Consider the following 16,791-nt stretch of genomic DNA (forward strand, 5'->3'; position numbering starts at 1 on the left):
GCACGCCGCCGTCAGACTTTAGCTACGCATCCGCGCACGACCGCTCCCGCCCTCGCCCCCCCGGACAGCCATGAGCTTCGACCCAGCCTATCTCGCCGCGATGGTGCCTGCCGTCATCCTGGTCGGGCTCGCCAAGGGTGGCTTCTCGGGCCTGGGGCTGCTCTCGCTGCCGCTGATGGCGCTCGTGCTCCCGCCGGTCCAGGCGGCCGCGATCATGCTGCCCATCCTGATCGTCCAGGACATGGTGAGCGTCTGGGCCTATCGCCGTGAGTTCGACAAACGCAACCTCGCGACGATGCTGCCGGGTGCTCTTCTCGGCGTGCTTGCGGGTTATGTCTTGGCATCGCGGGTTTCCGATGCCGCGGTTGGCCTTTCGGTCGGCATCATCTCGGTTGCCTTCGCAGGCCGTCGGCTCTTCGCCGACCGCAAGGCGCAGTCGCCGGTCACGAAGCCCGCGTTCGGGCCCGGCAGCTTCTGGGGCGCGGTTTGCGGTTTCACCAGCATGATCGCCCATGCCGGCGGCCCTCCCTTTCAGATCTACGTCATGCCGCAGCGGCTCTCGCCGCCGACCTTCGTTGGCACCGGCGCGATCTTCTTCGCGCTGCTCAATCTCATGAAAGTCGGCCCCTATATCGCGCTCGGCCAGTTCACCCGCGAGAACCTCGCCGCGTCGGCGGCACTGTTTCCGGTCGCGATCCTCGCGACCGTTGCCGGTGTCTGGCTGGTGCGCCGCGTGCCGGCGGAACGCTTCTACACCATCATCTACTGGCTGCTGATTGCTGTCGGCAGCAAGCTGATCATCGACGGGTTCCTGGCGTTGCGCCTCCATCCCTGACCCACGAGTCCAGCTGCGTCGATTGCGCCGCATCGGAAAAAGGGATGGATTACGGGAGAGCGCGGGACCGGCTAGATCCGAAGGCGACGCGACGGAAGAAGGCGCCCCGATGAAGACCTCGCCCTATGACATCGACCTCGACCGCAACCCGGCCAACTTCCAGCCGCTGACGCCGCTGACCTTCCTCGAGCGTGCCGCCGCCGTCTTTCCCGACCATGTTGCGATCATCCACGGCCCGTTGCGCCGGACCTATGCCGAATTCTACGCACGCTCGCGCAGGCTTGCATCCGCGCTGGCGAAGCACGGCATCCGCAGGGGCGATACCGTCGCAGCCATGCTGCCGAACACGCCCGCCATGCTCGAATGTCACTACGGCGTGCCAATGACCGGCGGTGTGCTCAACACGTTGAACACGCGGCTCGACGCCGCCATCATCGCGTTCTCGCTCGACCATGGCGAAGCCAAGGTGCTGATCGCGGACCGCGAATTCTCGAGCACAGTCCAGGCGGCACTGGAACTCTGCAAGGTCAAGCCGCTGGTCATCGACTATGACGACCCGGTCTATGACGGCAGCGGCGAGCGGCTTGGCAGCGTCGAATACGAGGACTTTCTCGTGACCGGCGACCAGGATTTCGCCTGGACGTTACCCGGCGACGAATGGGACGCGATCTCGCTGAACTACACATCGGGCACCACCGGCGACCCCAAGGGGGTGGTTTATCATCACCGCGGCGCCAATCTGCTCGCGACCTCGAATATTGTGACCTGCGGCATGGGTCGTCATCCCGTCTATCTCTGGACGCTGCCGATGTTCCACTGCAATGGCTGGTGCTTCCCCTGGTCGATCTCGATCCTCGCCGGCACCCATGTCTGCCTGCGCCAGGTCCGCGCCAAGGCGCTGTACGCGGCGCTGGCGGATCATGGCGTCACCCATCTCTGCGGCGCACCCATCGTGATGTCGACGCTGCTCAACGCCCCGGCGGAGGAACGCCGCCCCTTCTCGCAGAAGGTCTCCTTCCTCACCGCCGCCGCCCCGCCGCCAGAAGCCGTGCTTGCCGCGATGAAGCAGGCTGGGTTCGAGGTGACGCATCTCTACGGCCTGACCGAGACCTATGGTCCCTCAGTCGTGAATGAGTGGCAGCGCGACTGGGACGCCTTGGAAGCTGCGGACCAGGCCGTGCTGAAAGCACGCCAGGGCGTGCGCTACCCCGCTCTGGAAGCCCTCGATGTACTCGACCCGGAAACCATGCAGCCGGTTCCCCGCGATGGTCAGACACTCGGCGAGGTGATGTTCCGCGGCAATGTCGTGATGAAGGGCTACCTCAAGAATCCGAAGGCGACCGAAGCTGCCTTTGCCGGTGGCTGGTTCCATTCCGGCGACCTCGGCGTGCGTTATGCCGACGGCTATATCCAGCTCAAGGACCGCTCCAAGGACATCATCATCTCCGGCGGCGAGAACATCTCCTCGATCGAGGTCGAGGATGCGCTCTACAAGCATCCCTCGGTGCAATCGGCTGCGGTTGTCGCCAGGCCGGACGAGAAATGGGGTGAGACGCCCTGCGCCTTCGTCGAACTCATGCCGGGGAAGAATGCGACCGAGGCGGAGATCATCGCCTTCTGCCGCGGGCTTCTGGCCTCGTTCAAATGCCCCAAGACGGTGGTCTTCACCGAGATCCCCAAGACCTCGACCGGCAAGATCCAGAAATTCAAGCTGCGCGAGATGGCAAGGGCCCTGTAGTGCCAGGCGCGGCTTCCAGTCCTGCATGTCCATTCAACGAGAAAGCCGGCCCCTCCTGGGACCGGCTCGATCAAAACCATCCTATTCGACGGGCGATGGCTGCCCCGTTATCCCGTTCAATGCAGCGTCGGCTGCGGCATCGTCATTCTGACGCGCTCGATCTCTTCCTTCAGCAGCAGCTTCTTCCGCTTCAACTCGGACACACTCAGCGTATCGGAAGAGGGGCGCGCCGCGGCTTGGGCGATGGCTTCCTCAAGCTGACGATGCTTGCGCTCGAGCTCGGCGAGGTGGGTCTGCAGCGACATCTGGATTCTCCTGATGAGCGATTGACGGGGGGAGTCTGACACAGAGCCGGCTTCAAGTCTCTGGGGCAGCAGTGCACTGCACCATGAGTTTCCGTGATCCTGGGTCTCTCCTTCCCGCAGGGCGCGAATGGCACGCGCTATCCCTGCGCGAAGCGACACTGCGCTCTTGCCGGGCCGCCCGCGCCTGAGCATAGTCGACCCGGATCGCGGCAATGATGAGACGGCTTCATGGGATTCGAGCTGAGCCCTGAGGAGATCGAGGCCTTTACGGCCGAGCTGGCTCGTCTGCGCGAAGAGCATCGCGACCTCGACAGCGCCATCGACGCGTTGGAGCGCATGGGCGCGATCAATCAGATCCAGGTGCAGCGCCTGAAGAAGCGGAAGCTCTACCTCAAGGACCGCATCACGCAGATCGAAGACGCGCTGACGCCGGACATCATCGCCTGATGCGGAAAACAGCACACAGAACAATGATTTCGACGAATCGGTGCTTGCCTGCCGGGCTGCCCGCAGTTTAAGTCGCGCGCTTCCTCCCCTCGCATGGGAAGCGAGTGCACATGGCCGATACCAGCCCTCCTGTCGCCATCATCATGGGCAGCCAGTCCGACTGGGCGACGATGCGTCATGCGGCCGAAGTCCTCGACATGCTCGGCGTGGCCCACGAGGCTCGCATCATGTCCGCGCACCGGACCCCGGAACGCATGTTCTCCTTCGCGAAGGAAGCCAAGGCGAAGGGCTTCAAGGTCATCATCGCGGGCGCCGGCGGGGCCGCGCATCTGCCGGGCATGACGGCTTCGCTGACGCCGCTTCCGGTCTTCGGAGTGCCGGTCGAATCCAAGGCCCTTTCCGGCCAGGACAGCCTGCTCTCGATCGTGCAGATGCCGGCGGGCATCCCGGTCGGCACGCTCGCCATCGGCCGGGCCGGGGCGGTCAATGCCGGCCTCCTCGCCGCCGCCGTGCTCGCCTTGGGCGATGAGCCCCTGGCCGAGCGGCTGGAAGCCTATCGCAGCCGCCAAAGCGGGGCGGTCGCCGAATTCCCCAGGGACGACGCATGAGCACGCCCGATCCGCGCGGGCTTGGCCCCGGCGCCATGCTCGGCATCCTCGGCGGTGGGCAGCTTGCCCGCATGATTGCGCTCGCCGCCGCCGATCTCGGCATTCGCGCCCATATTTTCGCGCCCGAGGCTGATAGCCCGGCCTTCGACGTCGCCGCCCGTCATACGATCGGCGCCTATGAAGACGAGGCTGCGTTGGCCGGATTTGCCGATGCGGTCGACCTCGTCACCTATGAGTTCGAGAATGTGCCGCATGCGACAGCGGCCTTCCTCGCCGCGCGCACGCCGCTTCATCCCGGCGCGCGCGCCCTGGCCCTGACGCAGGACCGGCTGAGCGAGAAGAGCTTCGTCGCCGATCTCGGGCTGGCGGTTGCGCCGTTCCGCGCCGTCGATTCGCTGGCCGATCTCGAACGCGCGGTCGCCGAACTCGGCCGCCCCAGCGTCCTGAAGACGCGCCGCTTCGGCTATGACGGCAAGGGGCAGGTGAAGATCGCGGCTGATACCGATCTGGCCGAAGCCTATGAGGCCATCGGGCATTTTCCTGCCATCCTCGAAGGCTTCGTCACCTTCAGCCGGGAGGTTTCCGTCGTCGCAGCCCGCAACACTGCCGGCGACTTCGCTGCATTCGATCTTTGCGAGAACGAGCATCGCGACCACATCCTCGCCTTCACGCATGTGCCGGCGCAGGTTGCGGCCGGGACCTCCGCCAGCGCCATCGAGGCGGCGCGCAAGATCGGAGAAGCGCTCGGCTATATCGGTGTCTTCGCCGTCGAGATGTTCGTGGTTGGCGAGGGCGCGAGCGAGACCGTCGTCATCAACGAGATCGCGCCGCGGGTGCACAATTCCGGACACTGGACCAGCGAAGGCGCCGAGACCTCGCAATTCCACCAGCATGTCCGCGCCGTCTGCGGCCTGCCGCTTGGATCGGCCACCCGTCGCGGCACTGTCGAGATGGAAAACCTTGTCGGCGACGCCGCACTTCGTTGGCGGGAAATCCTGGCAGAGCCGGGCGCGCATCTGCATCTCTACGGCAAGCGGGATGCCCGCCCCGGCCGCAAGATGGGCCATGTCACGCGGCTGAAGCCGGCCCGCACATAACGTGCTTCCTTACGGAGTCGGCACTCATTCCTGCCGGCTTGTCCGGACGAATCCCGCGGCTCGTCTCCGCCCGCGATTTCTCCACGTTCTCCGGCTCTTCCGGCGTGGACAGCCGAATTGAATTCTGTTATCCGCACAACCCTTCCTGCGAGTTGAGAAACTTCGCCGGACCCGAAATCTTGACCAACCCGCTAAAGACGGACAATCACGTGCAGGTTCTCGTTCGCGACAACAATGTCGATCAGGCTCTTCGCGCCCTCAAGAAAAAGATGCAGCGCGAAGGCATTTTCCGGGAGATGAAGCTCCGCGGTCATTACGAGAAGCCTTCCGAGAAGAAGGCGCGCGAGAAGGCGGAAGCCGTCCGCCGCGCCCGCAAGCTGGTCCGCAAGAAGCTGCAGCGCGAGGGCCTTCTGCCCGCGCCGGTGAAACCCAAGCGCCCCTGATCTCCGGCTGAGGGCGGCCGCTTTGGCCGCTTCGCACGGATGCATCATGTCGAAACAGCGCCTGGAGCCTCTCCGGGCGTTGTTGCTTTTTCGGCGGCGTTAACCAAAGCTTGGCAGGATGCAGGCGTTCTCGCGTGAAGGGGCGCTGTCGGCTGGGGAGCGCAATCAGGTCATGACGACCAACGGGGTCGAGCATGGCAGTCGAGGCACAGAACCGGGACCGATGAGGCAGAGCATGTTTCGAGGCAAGAGCTGGCTGGCTGCAGCCGGCATCGCCGTCGCGCTGGCAGGATGCGACACCGTTTCCAATCTGGGCTCACAGAGCGCAATTGCTGAAGTCGATGCGGAATCATCCGCCAATGCGAGCGTGAATATCGGCTCGCTCAGCGAGGTCATCAACCGCAACCCCAACGATCCGCAGGCCTATAACACCCGCGGCGCGGCCTATGCCCGTGCCGGCCGCTACTCCGACGCGATCTCCGATTTCACCAAGGCGGTGCAGATCGACCCGAACCTCGCCTCGGCCTATACCAATCGCGCATTGGCGCTGCGCCAGAGCGGCCGCAATGACGCGGCGATGGCAGACTTCAACCGCGCCACCACAGCCAACCCGAACTATGCCCCGGCCTATATCGGGCGTGCCAACCTGCTGCGCCAGCAGGGCAACAGTCAGCAGGCGCTGTCCGACCTCAACACCGCGATCCGCCTGAATCCAGAATCGGCCGAAGCCTTCCATGCCCGTGGTCTGGTCTATCAGAAGGAAGGCCAGCACCAGCATGCGATCACCGATTTCGACTCGGTCATCGATCGCAATCCCTATAACGCCCCGCCCTATACGGCCCGCGGCCAGAGCCTGATCGCGGTCGGAAAGTTCGAGCAGGCGATCGAGGACTTCACGGCTTCGCTCAATGTCGACAACCGCAACGCCGAAGCCTGGGCCGGTCGCGGACTCGCCAGCGAAAAGCTCGGCAAGAAGACTGAAGCGGCCGAGAACTATCAGCGCGCCCTGAGCCTGGACAGCAACAATGCAACCGCCCGCGCCGGCCAGGCGCGCCTCGGCGGAGGCAGCCTCTTCCGCTGACCATAACGCCAGGCCGCCGCGCTACTCGACGGCGCGGCTTTCTTGGCCGGCAACGGCACCGTTCGTCAGATTGGCCAGGAAGCCCCGGATCTCGGGCAGCGAACCATGCGCCGGCAGGTCCTGGTGGCCACCGCTGGAAAAGCGGACGAAGCGCTTGGGCATGTTCGCCATGTCGTAGAGTGCCTGCCCCTGCGCGAAGGGAATGACGGCATCGCGGCCACCGTGCAACACCAGCAGTGGCGCGGTGACGCGGCCGATGACGGCGTCCGACCGGAACTGATCCTTCATCAGCCAGCCGATTGGTGCGAAGGGATAGGCGAGTTGCGCCACTGCAGCTGCCGACAGATAGGGCGCCTCGAGTATCACGGCCTTGAGCGGGCGCTCCGCTGCAAGCTTGAGCACAACACCGGTGCCCAGGGATTCGCCATAGCCAACCAGCCGATCGGCGCCAAAGCGTGAGACGGCAGCGTCATAGGCCGCACGCGCATCGAGCAGCAGGCCCTCTTCCGACGGCGCGCCGCTCGACCCGCCATAGCCGCGATAATTCACGGCGAAGAGCCCGGTCCCGTCCTCGGTCAGGCCACGGAAGCGCGCCTGGCGGGCGGATCTCGCGAAATTGCCGGCATTGCCGTGGAAGAACAGCAGCACCGGCTTGCCCTCGCGCGGCGACACCACCCAGGCGATCAGCCGCTCGCCATCGGCAGCAGTTAGCGTCGTCTCCTCGACACCTGGCAGATTGGCCGCAGCGATGTCTGCACGTGTCGGGTCGCGCGGATACAAAAGCTCGCGCTGCTCGACATAGAGCAGCGCCAGAAAGGTCAGATAGAGGACAAGCCCAGCGAGCGCGAGAAGGCGAATGAGCTTCATGCCGATCATGGTCCCCGATCACCGCGGCGGCACGGCCACGCTCAGTCCAGCACCTTCATCATGTCCACGGAGGCCGTCTCGAAGCCTGCGCGGCGATAAGCCCTGAGCGCGAGGTCATTGCCCTCCAGCACACCGAGATGGAGGACCTTGCGCCCCGTCGCCCGCGCAAAGCGCTCGGCTTCCGCCAGCAGGATCTGACCGATGCCGGTCCCACGCTCCGCGGCGCCAACGACGATATTCTCGATATAGACGTGATCGCGCAGGTGCTCGTGTACGAACGGGCCGGTCCGGGCAAGCTGCAGCGCGAGATAGCCGACGACGCGGCCATCGCTCTCGGCGACCATCAGCACACCCCCGGTCTCGTCCGCCTTCTCACGATCATCTGCCAGGCAGGCGGCGGCCACCTCCGGCCCGGTCCCGCGCGCCGGACTCAGGCCCGCCTCATGGGCGGTCAGCTCCAGCAGCAGCGCCAGCACGGCGGGACGGTCCGCCTCCGCCATCGGTCTGATCGTGATGCCCACCGTTTGAAACTCCAAAAGAAAAGGGCCAGCGAGACGCCGGCCCCTCGCAACTTGCCGTGGGTCCGGCGGCTCAGTGCGCCATTGCCTTGACGATCTCGTCGGTGACCTTCTTGGCGTCCCCGAACAGCATCATCGTGTTGGGCATGAAGAACAACTCGTTCTCGACGCCGGCATATCCCGAGCCCATGCCGCGCTTGATGAAGAGCACGGTCTTGGCCTTTTCGACATCAAGGATCGGCATGCCGTAGATCGGCGACTGCGGATCGGTCTTGGCCGAAGGGTTGGTGACGTCATTGGCTCCGATGACGAAGGCCACATCCGCCTGGCCGAACTCGGAGTTGATATCCTCGAGTTCGAAAACCTCGTCATAGGGCACGTTCGCTTCGGCGAGCAGCACGTTCATGTGGCCGGGCATACGGCCAGCGACCGGGTGGATGGCGTACTTGACCTCGACGCCTTCCTTCTTCAGCGCGTCGGCCATCTCGCGCAGCGCATGCTGGGCTTGCGCCACCGCCATGCCGTAGCCCGGCACGATGATGACCTTGCCGGCATTCTTCATGATGAAGGCCGCATCGTCGGCCGAGCCCTGCTTCACCGGGCGAGCCTCTGTGGCGCCACCGGCAGGGCCAGCGGTCTCGCCGCCGAAGCCACCGAGGATGACCGAGATGAAGCTCCGGTTCATGCCCTTGCACATGATGTAGGACAGGATCGCACCGGAAGAGCCGACCAGCGCACCGGTGATGATCAGCGCCATGTTGCCGAGCGTGAAACCGATGCCCGCAGCCGCCCAGCCCGAATAGGAGTTGAGCATGGAGACCACGACCGGCATGTCCGCGCCACCGATCGGTACGATCAGCAGCACGCCGAGCGCGAAGGCGAGGAGCACGATCAGCCAGAAGGCGACGTGGCTCTCGGTCTTCAGGAAGAACAGCAGCAGCACGATGACCGCGATGCCAAGGCCGATATTGATGCCATGGCGCTGCGGCAGCATGATCGGTTTGCCGCTCATCCGCCCGTCGAGTTTCAGGAAGGCGATGATCGAGCCCGTGAAGGTGATCGCGCCGATGGCGCAGCCCAGCGCCATCTCGAACAGGCTTGCGCCCTTGATCTTGCCGACCTGACCGATGCCGAAGGCCTCCGGCGCGTAGAGCGCCGCTGCCGCGACCAGCACTGCCGCCAGACCAACCAGCGAGTGGAAGAAGGCGACGAGCTGCGGCATCTGGGTCATCTGCACGCGCCGGGCCATGTAGGCGCCGATGCCGCCGCCGATAGCGATGCCGAGAACGACCAGGAACCAGCCGGAGAAGCCGGAAGGCGGATAGAAGATCACGGTGGTGGCAATGGCGATGCCCATGCCCACCATGCCGTAGAGATTGCCCTGACGCGAGGTTGTCGGATGCGACAGGCCTCGCAGGGCCATGATGAACAGGACGCCGGAGACGACGTAGAGAAGGGCGGAGAGATTAGCGGCCATGTGCGCTCAGCCCTTCTTCTTGTACATCGAGAGCATGCGCTCGGTGACGAGGAAGCCGCCAAAGATGTTCACGGACGCCAGGACCAGCGCGACGAAGCCAAAAATCTTGGCCCAGATCGGACCATCGCCCAGAGCAGGCGCCGCATTCACGCCAACGGCGAGCAGCGCGCCGACGACGATGACGGAGGAGATCGCGTTGGTCACCGACATCAGCGGCGTGTGCAGTGCCGGCGTCACCGACCAGACGACATAGTAGCCGACGAAGACCGCGAGCACGAAGATCGCAAGCCGATAGACCGTCGGGTCCACGCCGGTAGCGGCACCGGCGGCGGCCGCAGCCTGCTCGGCATAGCGCTCCGCCAGTTCTGCAGCCTGTTTCGCGAGGGCAGCCGCCGAGCGGGCCTGCTCGAGCGCTTGTTCAGGTGTCGGATTAGCCATGGTCGGACACTCCCCCTAGCGATGCTTCAGGCCTTCGGCGCGAAATTCGGATGAACCACCGCGCCGTCCCGGGTCAGCGCAGTCGCCTTCACCAGCTCGTCGTCCCAGTTCACCGCGAGCTTCTTCTCGCCCTTGTCGATCAGCGTTTCGACGAAGGCGAAGAGATTCTTGGCGTAGAGGCTGGAGGATGTCGCAGGCAGACGCCCGGGCACATTCAGATGGCCCACGATCTTGACGCCATTCGGCGTGGTCACGATCTCGCCCGGCTTGGCGAGCTCGCAATTGCCGCCGCGCTCGACGGCGAGATCGATGATCACCGAACCCGCCTTCATGCTTTCGACCATCGCGGCGGTGATCAGCTTCGGCGCCGGGCGGCCCGGGATCAGCGCGGTCGTGATGACGATGTCCTGCTTGGCGATGTGGCCGGCGGTGAGCTCGGCCTGCTTTGCCTGGTATTCCGCGGACATTTCCTTGGCGTAGCCGCCGGCGGTCTGCGCCTGCTTGAACTCCTCGTCCTCGACGGCGAGGAATTTCGCACCGAGCGACTCGACCTGTTCCTTCGTGGCGGGGCGCACGTCGGTCGCGGTGACGATGGCGCCCAGACGCCGCGCAGTCGCGATTGCCTGCAGGCCGGCGACGCCGACGCCCATGATGAAGATCTTCGCCGCGGGAACCGTGCCTGCCGCCGTCATCATCATCGGGAGAGCCCGGCCATACTCGGCGGCGCCGTCGATCACGGCCCGATAGCCGGCGAGATTGGCCTGAGAGGACAGGACGTCCATCACCTGCGCACGGGTGATGCGCGGCATGAATTCCATGGCGAAAGCAGCGACATTGGCCTTCGCAAGGCCTTCGACTGCGGCCTCGTTACCGTAAGGATCCATGATGCCGACGACGAGCGCGCCCGCCGGCAGGCCGGCGAGTTCGCTCTCGGCCGGGCGGCGCACCTTGAGAACGATATCGGCGCCCTTCAGCGCCTCCTTGGCGTTCTTGGCGGTGGTCGCGCCGGCAGCCTGGTAGTCCGCGTCGGTAATACCGGAAGCGAGCCCCGCTCCCTTCTCCACTGCGACATCGGCCCCGAGGCCAATGAACTTGCGGACGGTTTCCGGCGTCACGGCGACGCGGGTTTCCGTCCCTTGCGTTTCGGCTGGGACAGCAATGCGCATGGCAGGCGGGGCCTTTCCGGCGTTACATCAGGAGGAGCGCGAGCAGCATCAGAACCAGCGGAACCGCCGGTGCACGCCAGGACAGCGAGGGAGCGGCAATGCCGACGCCTGTGGCGACGAGGGTCAGGAGCGTTCCGACGACCGCAGTACCCCAGGCATGCTTGGTTCCGCCCACGGCGAGCGCCGCGACGATGGCAAGGCAGGCTGCAGTGGTAACTTCGGCCATGTGGACGAAGCCGCGATAGGTCCGCTCGTGTTCCGGATAATCCATCTGCGGAGCATCGGCTGCGCTGTGTCCGTGGTGGGCCATAAAAACTGTTCCCGCATAAAAAGGTCTCATTGCCGTGTAGCGCACCAGCGAAGGGTCTGGCAACGCGTCAACACGCCATCGCCGCCTGTTTCAGGGGCATTTCAGGCAGTGAAACCGCTTGCTCTGCAAAGCCCTGGTAACAGCGGGGATGCCGGAACGAACATCCCCGTCAATGCGCAGCGGCCAATCCGGCGCGATCGAGTGCCTTCGCCTGAACGTCAGCCACATGCTCGGTCGAGAAATTCTCGATTTCCTGCTCGAACAGGCGATGGAAATTCAGCTCGGCATCGAGATGCAGGAAGACGCCGCCGAGGCCGATCGCGGCGCGGTCCATGAAGACGAATTCACGCGGCACGGTCACCGGCCCGCGCTTCTTCAGCGCCTGATGCACCTGGAAGGCCTGCTTGCGGCCATACTCCGCCGGGCTGACATCTTCGGCGATGCGCCGGGCCCTGTCCTCCAGCAACGGCCCGTAGATGAAACGCGCCCAGATGTTGAGGGTGTCGACCAACTCCTTGGTCAGCCCCTTGAAGCCCCAGGTCTCATAGGCGTGGATCACGCGCGCCTGGTCATTCTCCAGGAGGCCGCGATAGAGATCGACCACCCCGCCGACGAAGGAGGGGGGGAAGATCCGGATGCAGCCATAATCGAGCAGGTTGATGCCTTGTGGCGCACCATCCTCCGAGAACACCGTGTAGTTTCCGAGATGCGGGTCGCCGTGAATGACGCCGTGATGGCTGAAGGGGCGCCACCAGGCACGGAACATCGCGGTCGAGATCCGATCGCGGGACTCCTGCCCGTCCTGCTTATGGTCGAGGATTCGGTCACCCTCGAGCCAGTGCATGGTCAAGAGCCGGCGGGTCGACAGCCCGGCTTCCAGCGTCGGCACGCGCACGTCCGACGTCTCGGCCAGCATCGCGCGGTAAAGCGCGATATGTTTCGCCTCGCGGACGTAGTCGAGTTCCTCTCGCACCCGCGCGCCGATCTCCTTGGCGATCTCTGTGGTGTCGATCACCGGATCCATGCGTCGATGCAGCGCAAACAGGATGTCGAGCTGGGCGATATCGGCCTCGACCGCTGATTCCATATCCGGATATTGCAGTTTGCAGGCGACCGGCACGCCATCATGCGTCGTCGCCCGGTGCACCTGGCCGAGCGACGCTGCCGCCGCAGGCTTCAGGTCGAACTCGGCGAAGCGCATGCGCCATTGCGGCCCGAGCTCCGCCATCATGCGGCGCTTGACGAAGGCCGGCCCCATCGGCGGCGCCTGCGATTGCAGCTTCTGCAGCTCGGCGGCGTATTCCGGCGGCACGACGTCGGGAATGGTGGCGACGAGCTGCGCCACCTTCATGATCGGCCCCTTCAGCCCACCCAGCGCCTTGGCCAGCGCCTCGGCATTGCTGAGATTGCGGCCTTCCAGTCCGAGCAGCCGCGTCCCGGCAATGCGTGCCGCGACCCCACCGACATTCGCCCCGACGCGGGCGTAACGGGCTGCGCGGGCGGAGAAACGATTGGCTTCGCTGTCGCGTTCGGACATGTCGCTCACAGGATTGGCTGCAGGGTCGCGCCCAGGATGTAGGGCACGATCACGGCAGAACCAATGCTACATCATGCCCCGTCGGCGCAGCACGGTACCGTGCGCGCCCGGCGCCCTTCACTCGAGGAAGGCCGCAAGGTTCGCCAGCGTCGACCTCAAACCCACATCGTGGTCCTCCTGCCGGATGCCCGCGGGCACGTTCTCGCAGAGGATGGTGACCTCTGTGCCGCTCCCGACCGGAGCGAGGCTCCATGACATCGTCATCGTACCCGCGAAAGACGGATCCTCCGACACGAACTCAACCGACTGTACGATCCGCTCGTCCGGAATCAGCTCCAGAAAACGACCCTGAACGATGTCGGTGTTCTCCGAGGTCTTGCCGGCCCCTGAATGCTGCGATGCCTCATAGGTCAGGACCATGCGATAGCGTCCGCTGACCCGCGGTTCGAATGCGAGGATCTCGCCCGTCATGCCGCGTGGCGGGAGCCAGGACGCCAACGACTTGGGGTCAACGAAGGCGCGGTAGATGGCTTGTGGAGACGCTTGGACGATCCTCGAAGCGGAGTCCGTTCTCGTCCTGGCGCCAGGATTGGTCATGGCGTCCCTCCTTTCGGGCAATACACGTTGCTCTTCAACTGCGGCATCGATGCCGTCCAGAGGAGCCCAGCTTCCTCAATGCGACGTTTGCAAACTCCGTTCCGTGCAGGTGGCCAGCACCACTTGAACCTGGATTGACCATCAGTCACCTCCCGTCCAGGTTCGCTGGGTTCTATCCAACCCGCGCCGCCAGGTCGGCCCTGACATCCGCCGCACCGACAACCCGTCCACCGGCGGCTTCGACCCGTTTGACAGCTTCCGCGATCAGCGCGGCATTGTTCCGTGTCTCGCCGAAGGGCGCATCTTCCAGTCCGGCACGAACATGCACACCGCGGGCAACCGCGTGCGGGATCAGGTTGCCAAGTTCCACGCCCAGCCCCGCGATCATCACAGGCGCCTGCGGCGCAACCTCGGCAAGCAGCGCAAGATGGGCCTCGAGCGCATAGGACTTCGGCGGGAAGCCCCAGGCAAAGGCGTCCGAGAACATCAGCCGGTAGATCGGCATCGGCATGCCGGGATAGGCCTTGGCCAGCGCAGCTCCCAGGCGTGTGAAGCCTGGCTCGTAAATGGCATAGCTCGGATGGACCTTATGGCGCTGCGCCACCTCCATGCCCTCGCGAATATGCTCGCCGGGGTTCTGGTAGATGAAGCCTGCCTCGCCTTGTGGGATGCCGGCAAAGGTCGTCCAGTTGCAGGACCCGGGATCGAGCACGCCCCACTCGACCAGGCCGCGCTTCGCCAGCTCCTCCAGATGCCAGTAACGGCCGGAACCGACGATATCGCCGGCATAGCCGGAGCCGACGATCGGGATGGTCGGATAGACGATGGCATCGACCTTGGTGCGGATGCCCTCGATCGCCTGCGCATAGAGTTCCCAGTCGTCGCGCTGGCGGCCGGTCACGAGGTCGTAGACATGAAGATGGACAATGGCCGCCCCGGCCTCGACCGCCGCAATGCCGTCGGCAACAATCTCGGGGATGCTGATCGGAATGCTGGGCTGACGCTCCCTGCCCCAGGGGCCGTTGATCGCGGCTTCGATCCAGATCGGTGTGCTCACGGCGTTTCGTCCTCAGGCCAGGTGTCGGGAACCGAGCGAGCGTCCCCCTCGATATCGATGCAAGAGAGAACCGAACGTCGCCATCAGTGCAACACCACGGTGAGCAAATGAGCTCTGCTTCGGCCTTGCCAGCAGCCCGCGCCAGCACGCTAGAATGCGCAAAAGCCGGGAGGAACGGATGGGGCTCCATTTCGAGGACTTTGACCTCGACAGCAGCATCACGACCCGCGGGCGCACCGTCGGCGAGGGTGACATCACGCTGTTCGCCGGCCTTTCCGGCGATTTCAATCCGCTGCATGTCGACAGCGAGTATTGCGCAGGCACGCCCTTCGGCGAGCGCATCGCCCACGGCCCCCTGACGCTCGCCATGGCGATCGGCCTGATGTCGCAGCAGAACCTGATCGATGCCACCACCATGGGCCTGCTCGATCTGCACTGGACATTTACCGGGCCGGTGAAGGTCGGCGACACGGTCCATGCCGTCGTCACAGCCGTCGAAAGGACACCCAGCCGCAAGCCGGACCGCGGCATCGTCACCCTGCGCCTCGAGGTGCACAACCAGCGCGGCGAGCACATCCAGACCGGCCATCTCAAGCTGCTGATGAAGCGCCGCACTGGGGATCAAGGCTGATGTTGGAACGGCGCCCCAGCTATCGCGAGACCTGTGAGCGGTTCGCCTGGCAGATCCCCGAGCGGTTCAATATCGGCGTCGCAGCCTGCGACCGCCACGCGGACGGCAGTGGCAAGCCGGCGCTGATCTATGAAGACCAGGGGCACGGCGTCGCGACGATGAGTTTCGACGCGCTCAAGCTCGACACGAACCGGCTCGCCAATATGCTGCGTGCCCATGGCGTCAAACCGGGTGAGCGCGTCGGCATCCTGCTGCCGCAACGCCCGGAAACCGCGATGGCCCATCTCGCCATCTACAAGATGGGTGCGATCGCCCTGCCGCTCTTCACCCAGTTCGGACCGGATGCGCTTGAACACCGGCTGCAGCATAGCGGCGCCTGCACGCTGATCACCGATGGCGAGAACATCGTCAAGGTCGAGGCGAGCCGCGGGAGCCTGCCGGAACTCAGGCGGATCTTCCTGATCGACGGCGCAGGCCACCTCGACTTCTGGAGCGAGTTGAACAAGGCGTCCGACAGTTTCACGCCTCTCGACACCACGCCCGACGATCCGGCGCTGATCATCTACACCTCCGGCACCACGGGAAAGCCCAAGGGCGCGCTGCATGCCCACCGTGTGCTGCTCGGCCATCTGCCCGGCGTGCAATTGCCGCAGGAATTCTTCCCGCAGGCCGGCGACCTGTTCTGGACGCCGGCGGACTGGGCCTGGGCCGGCGGATTACTCGATGTTCTGCTGCCGAGCCTCTATTTCGGCGTTCCGGTGCTGGCCTCGCGTGCCCGCAAATTCGATCCCGAGGCAGCCTTCGACCTGATGGCGCGCCACAGCATCCGCAACGCCTTCCTGCCACCGACAGCGCTGAAGCTAATGCGGCAGGTTCACAATCCAAGAGAGCGCTTCGCCTATGCGATGCGCTCGATCGGCACCGGCGGCGAAACACTCGGCGCCGATATGCTAGCCTGGAGCAAGGAAACCTTCGGCTTCGAGGTCAACGAATTCTACGGCCAGACCGAAGCCAATCTGATCGTCTCCAACTGCGCCAGTCTGTTCCCGGTCAAGCCTGGCTCGATGGGGCGCGCCGTTCCCGGCCATCGCGTCGCGGTGATCTCGCCAGAGGGCGCGGTCCTGCCTGCTGGAGAGCAGGGGCTGATTGCGGTCGCGCGACCTGACCCCGTGATGATGCTGGAATACTGGCGCCAACCCGAGGCGACAACGGCGAAGTTCCTCGGCGACTGGCTCGTCACCGGCGATACCGGCGCCTGCGACGAAGACGGCTATTTCTGGTTCCAGGGCCGTGATGACGACATCATTTCCAGCGGCTCCTATCGCATTGGCCCCGGCGATATCGAGGATTGCATCATCCGCCACCCCGCCGTGCTGATGGTTGCCGTGGTCGGCAGTCCGGACCCGCTGCGGACGGAGGTGGTCAAGGCTTTTGTCCTGCCGAAACCGGAGACCACCGCCTCGGCGGCGCTCGCCGCCGAGATCCAGGACTTCGTCAAATCGCGCCTCGCCGCCTACCAGTATCCGCGCGAGATCGAGTTCGTGACGGAATTGCCGATGACCCCGACCGGCAAGATCAGGCGCAAGGATCTGCGGGACCAGGAGATCGCAAGGAAGCGGGGCGGCGAATAACCAGGCGG

At 64.9% G+C, this 16,791-nt stretch carries 19 protein-coding genes; 9 read left to right on the plus strand and 10 right to left on the minus strand.

The window, feature by feature from the left end; translation table 11 throughout:
* Nucleotides 1–70: 70 nt before the first annotated feature.
* Together AC1DW9_RS14030 and AC1DW9_RS14035 are read left to right on the plus strand one after the other, a co-directional pair.
* Nucleotides 71–835, plus strand: a complete 765-nt coding sequence (locus AC1DW9_RS14030) for a sulfite exporter TauE/SafE family protein (protein ID WP_441488189.1) — start codon at nt 71–73, stop codon at nt 833–835.
* Nucleotides 836–944: 109 nt separating this feature from the next.
* On the plus strand, nt 945–2,573 hold the full coding sequence (locus tag AC1DW9_RS14035; RefSeq protein ID WP_441506985.1) for an acyl-CoA synthetase: 1,629 nt from the start codon (nt 945–947) through the stop codon (nt 2,571–2,573).
* 116 nt (nt 2,574–2,689) lie between these two features.
* On the opposite strand, the gene AC1DW9_RS14040 is transcribed toward AC1DW9_RS14035, so the two are convergent.
* On the minus strand, nt 2,690–2,878 hold the full coding sequence (locus AC1DW9_RS14040) for a DUF465 domain-containing protein (RefSeq protein ID WP_043238472.1): 189 nt from the start codon (nt 2,876–2,878) through the stop codon (nt 2,690–2,692).
* Between the two features lie 228 nt (nt 2,879–3,106).
* Here AC1DW9_RS14040 and AC1DW9_RS14045 point away from each other — a divergent pair, with 228 nt between their 5' ends.
* The 5 genes from AC1DW9_RS14045 (at nt 3,107) to AC1DW9_RS14065 (ending at nt 6,554) form a co-directional block, all read left to right on the plus strand.
* Complete coding sequence (locus AC1DW9_RS14045) at nt 3,107–3,325, plus strand: YdcH family protein (protein WP_043238474.1); 219 nt, start codon at nt 3,107–3,109, stop codon at nt 3,323–3,325.
* A 110-nt stretch (nt 3,326–3,435) separates the two neighbouring features.
* Nucleotides 3,436–3,933 carry a 5-(carboxyamino)imidazole ribonucleotide mutase gene (purE, locus tag AC1DW9_RS14050; RefSeq protein WP_441506984.1) on the plus strand — a complete coding sequence of 166 codons (498 nt, stop codon included), beginning with the start codon at nt 3,436–3,438 and terminating at the stop codon, nt 3,931–3,933.
* The gene (locus tag AC1DW9_RS14055; protein ID WP_476776090.1) at nt 3,930–5,030 is read left to right on the plus strand and encodes a 5-(carboxyamino)imidazole ribonucleotide synthase; all 1,101 of its coding nucleotides are present in this window, start codon (nt 3,930–3,932) and stop codon (nt 5,028–5,030) included. Before purE ends, AC1DW9_RS14055 begins: the two co-directional genes overlap by 4 nt.
* Nucleotides 5,031–5,239: 209 nt before the next feature.
* Nucleotides 5,240–5,473 (plus strand): 30S ribosomal protein S21, encoded by a 234-nt coding sequence (rpsU, locus tag AC1DW9_RS14060; protein ID WP_038359685.1) that lies wholly within the window; start codon nt 5,240–5,242, stop codon nt 5,471–5,473.
* Between the two features lie 235 nt (nt 5,474–5,708).
* Nucleotides 5,709–6,554, plus strand: coding sequence for a tetratricopeptide repeat protein (locus AC1DW9_RS14065; RefSeq protein ID WP_244523454.1), 846 nt, complete (start codon nt 5,709–5,711; stop codon nt 6,552–6,554).
* A gap of 21 nt (nt 6,555–6,575) precedes the next feature.
* On the opposite strand, the gene AC1DW9_RS14070 is transcribed toward AC1DW9_RS14065, so the two are convergent.
* The 9 genes from AC1DW9_RS14070 to AC1DW9_RS14110 all read right to left on the minus strand — a co-directional run bounded on the left by AC1DW9_RS14070 (nt 6,576) and on the right by AC1DW9_RS14110 (nt 14,521).
* Nucleotides 6,576–7,421, minus strand: a complete 846-nt coding sequence (locus AC1DW9_RS14070; protein WP_476776091.1) for an alpha/beta hydrolase — start codon at nt 7,419–7,421, stop codon at nt 6,576–6,578.
* A 41-nt stretch (nt 7,422–7,462) separates the two neighbouring features.
* Complete coding sequence (locus tag AC1DW9_RS14075; protein WP_441488184.1) at nt 7,463–7,942, minus strand: GNAT family N-acetyltransferase; 480 nt, start codon at nt 7,940–7,942, stop codon at nt 7,463–7,465.
* A gap of 70 nt (nt 7,943–8,012) precedes the next feature.
* The gene (locus AC1DW9_RS14080) at nt 8,013–9,416 is read right to left on the minus strand and encodes an NAD(P)(+) transhydrogenase (Re/Si-specific) subunit beta (RefSeq protein WP_441488183.1); all 1,404 of its coding nucleotides are present in this window, start codon (nt 9,414–9,416) and stop codon (nt 8,013–8,015) included.
* A gap of 6 nt (nt 9,417–9,422) precedes the next feature.
* Nucleotides 9,423–9,854 (minus strand): NAD(P) transhydrogenase subunit alpha part 2, encoded by a 432-nt coding sequence (locus AC1DW9_RS14085; RefSeq protein ID WP_069879377.1) that lies wholly within the window; start codon nt 9,852–9,854, stop codon nt 9,423–9,425.
* 26 nt (nt 9,855–9,880) lie between these two features.
* Nucleotides 9,881–11,020: a Re/Si-specific NAD(P)(+) transhydrogenase subunit alpha gene (locus tag AC1DW9_RS14090; protein ID WP_441506981.1), complete on the minus strand. Its 1,140-nt coding sequence runs from the start codon at nt 11,018–11,020 to the stop codon at nt 9,881–9,883.
* Between the two features lie 22 nt (nt 11,021–11,042).
* A complete protein-coding gene (locus AC1DW9_RS14095; RefSeq protein WP_069879375.1) occupies nt 11,043–11,330 on the minus strand; it encodes an aa3-type cytochrome c oxidase subunit IV in 288 nt (95 codons plus the stop codon).
* A gap of 169 nt (nt 11,331–11,499) precedes the next feature.
* A complete protein-coding gene (locus AC1DW9_RS14100) occupies nt 11,500–12,867 on the minus strand; it encodes an ABC1 kinase family protein (protein WP_441506980.1) in 1,368 nt (455 codons plus the stop codon).
* 117 nt (nt 12,868–12,984) lie between these two features.
* Nucleotides 12,985–13,464, minus strand: coding sequence for an SRPBCC family protein (locus AC1DW9_RS14105; RefSeq protein WP_441506979.1), 480 nt, complete (start codon nt 13,462–13,464; stop codon nt 12,985–12,987).
* A gap of 172 nt (nt 13,465–13,636) precedes the next feature.
* Nucleotides 13,637–14,521, minus strand: a complete 885-nt coding sequence (locus AC1DW9_RS14110) for a beta-keto acid cleavage family enzyme (protein ID WP_476776092.1) — start codon at nt 14,519–14,521, stop codon at nt 13,637–13,639.
* Between the two features lie 178 nt (nt 14,522–14,699).
* On the opposite strand from AC1DW9_RS14110, the gene AC1DW9_RS14115 reads away from it, so the two are divergent.
* A complete protein-coding gene (locus AC1DW9_RS14115) occupies nt 14,700–15,152 on the plus strand; it encodes a MaoC/PaaZ C-terminal domain-containing protein (protein ID WP_441506978.1) in 453 nt (150 codons plus the stop codon).
* Nucleotides 15,152–16,783, plus strand: coding sequence for an acyl-CoA synthetase (locus AC1DW9_RS14120; protein ID WP_476776093.1), 1,632 nt, complete (start codon nt 15,152–15,154; stop codon nt 16,781–16,783). The genes AC1DW9_RS14115 and AC1DW9_RS14120 overlap by 1 nt, the downstream gene beginning before the upstream one ends.
* Nucleotides 16,784–16,791: the final 8 nt, after the last annotated feature.

It is taken from the genome of Allobosea sp. P4_E12, from assembly GCF_056401655.1.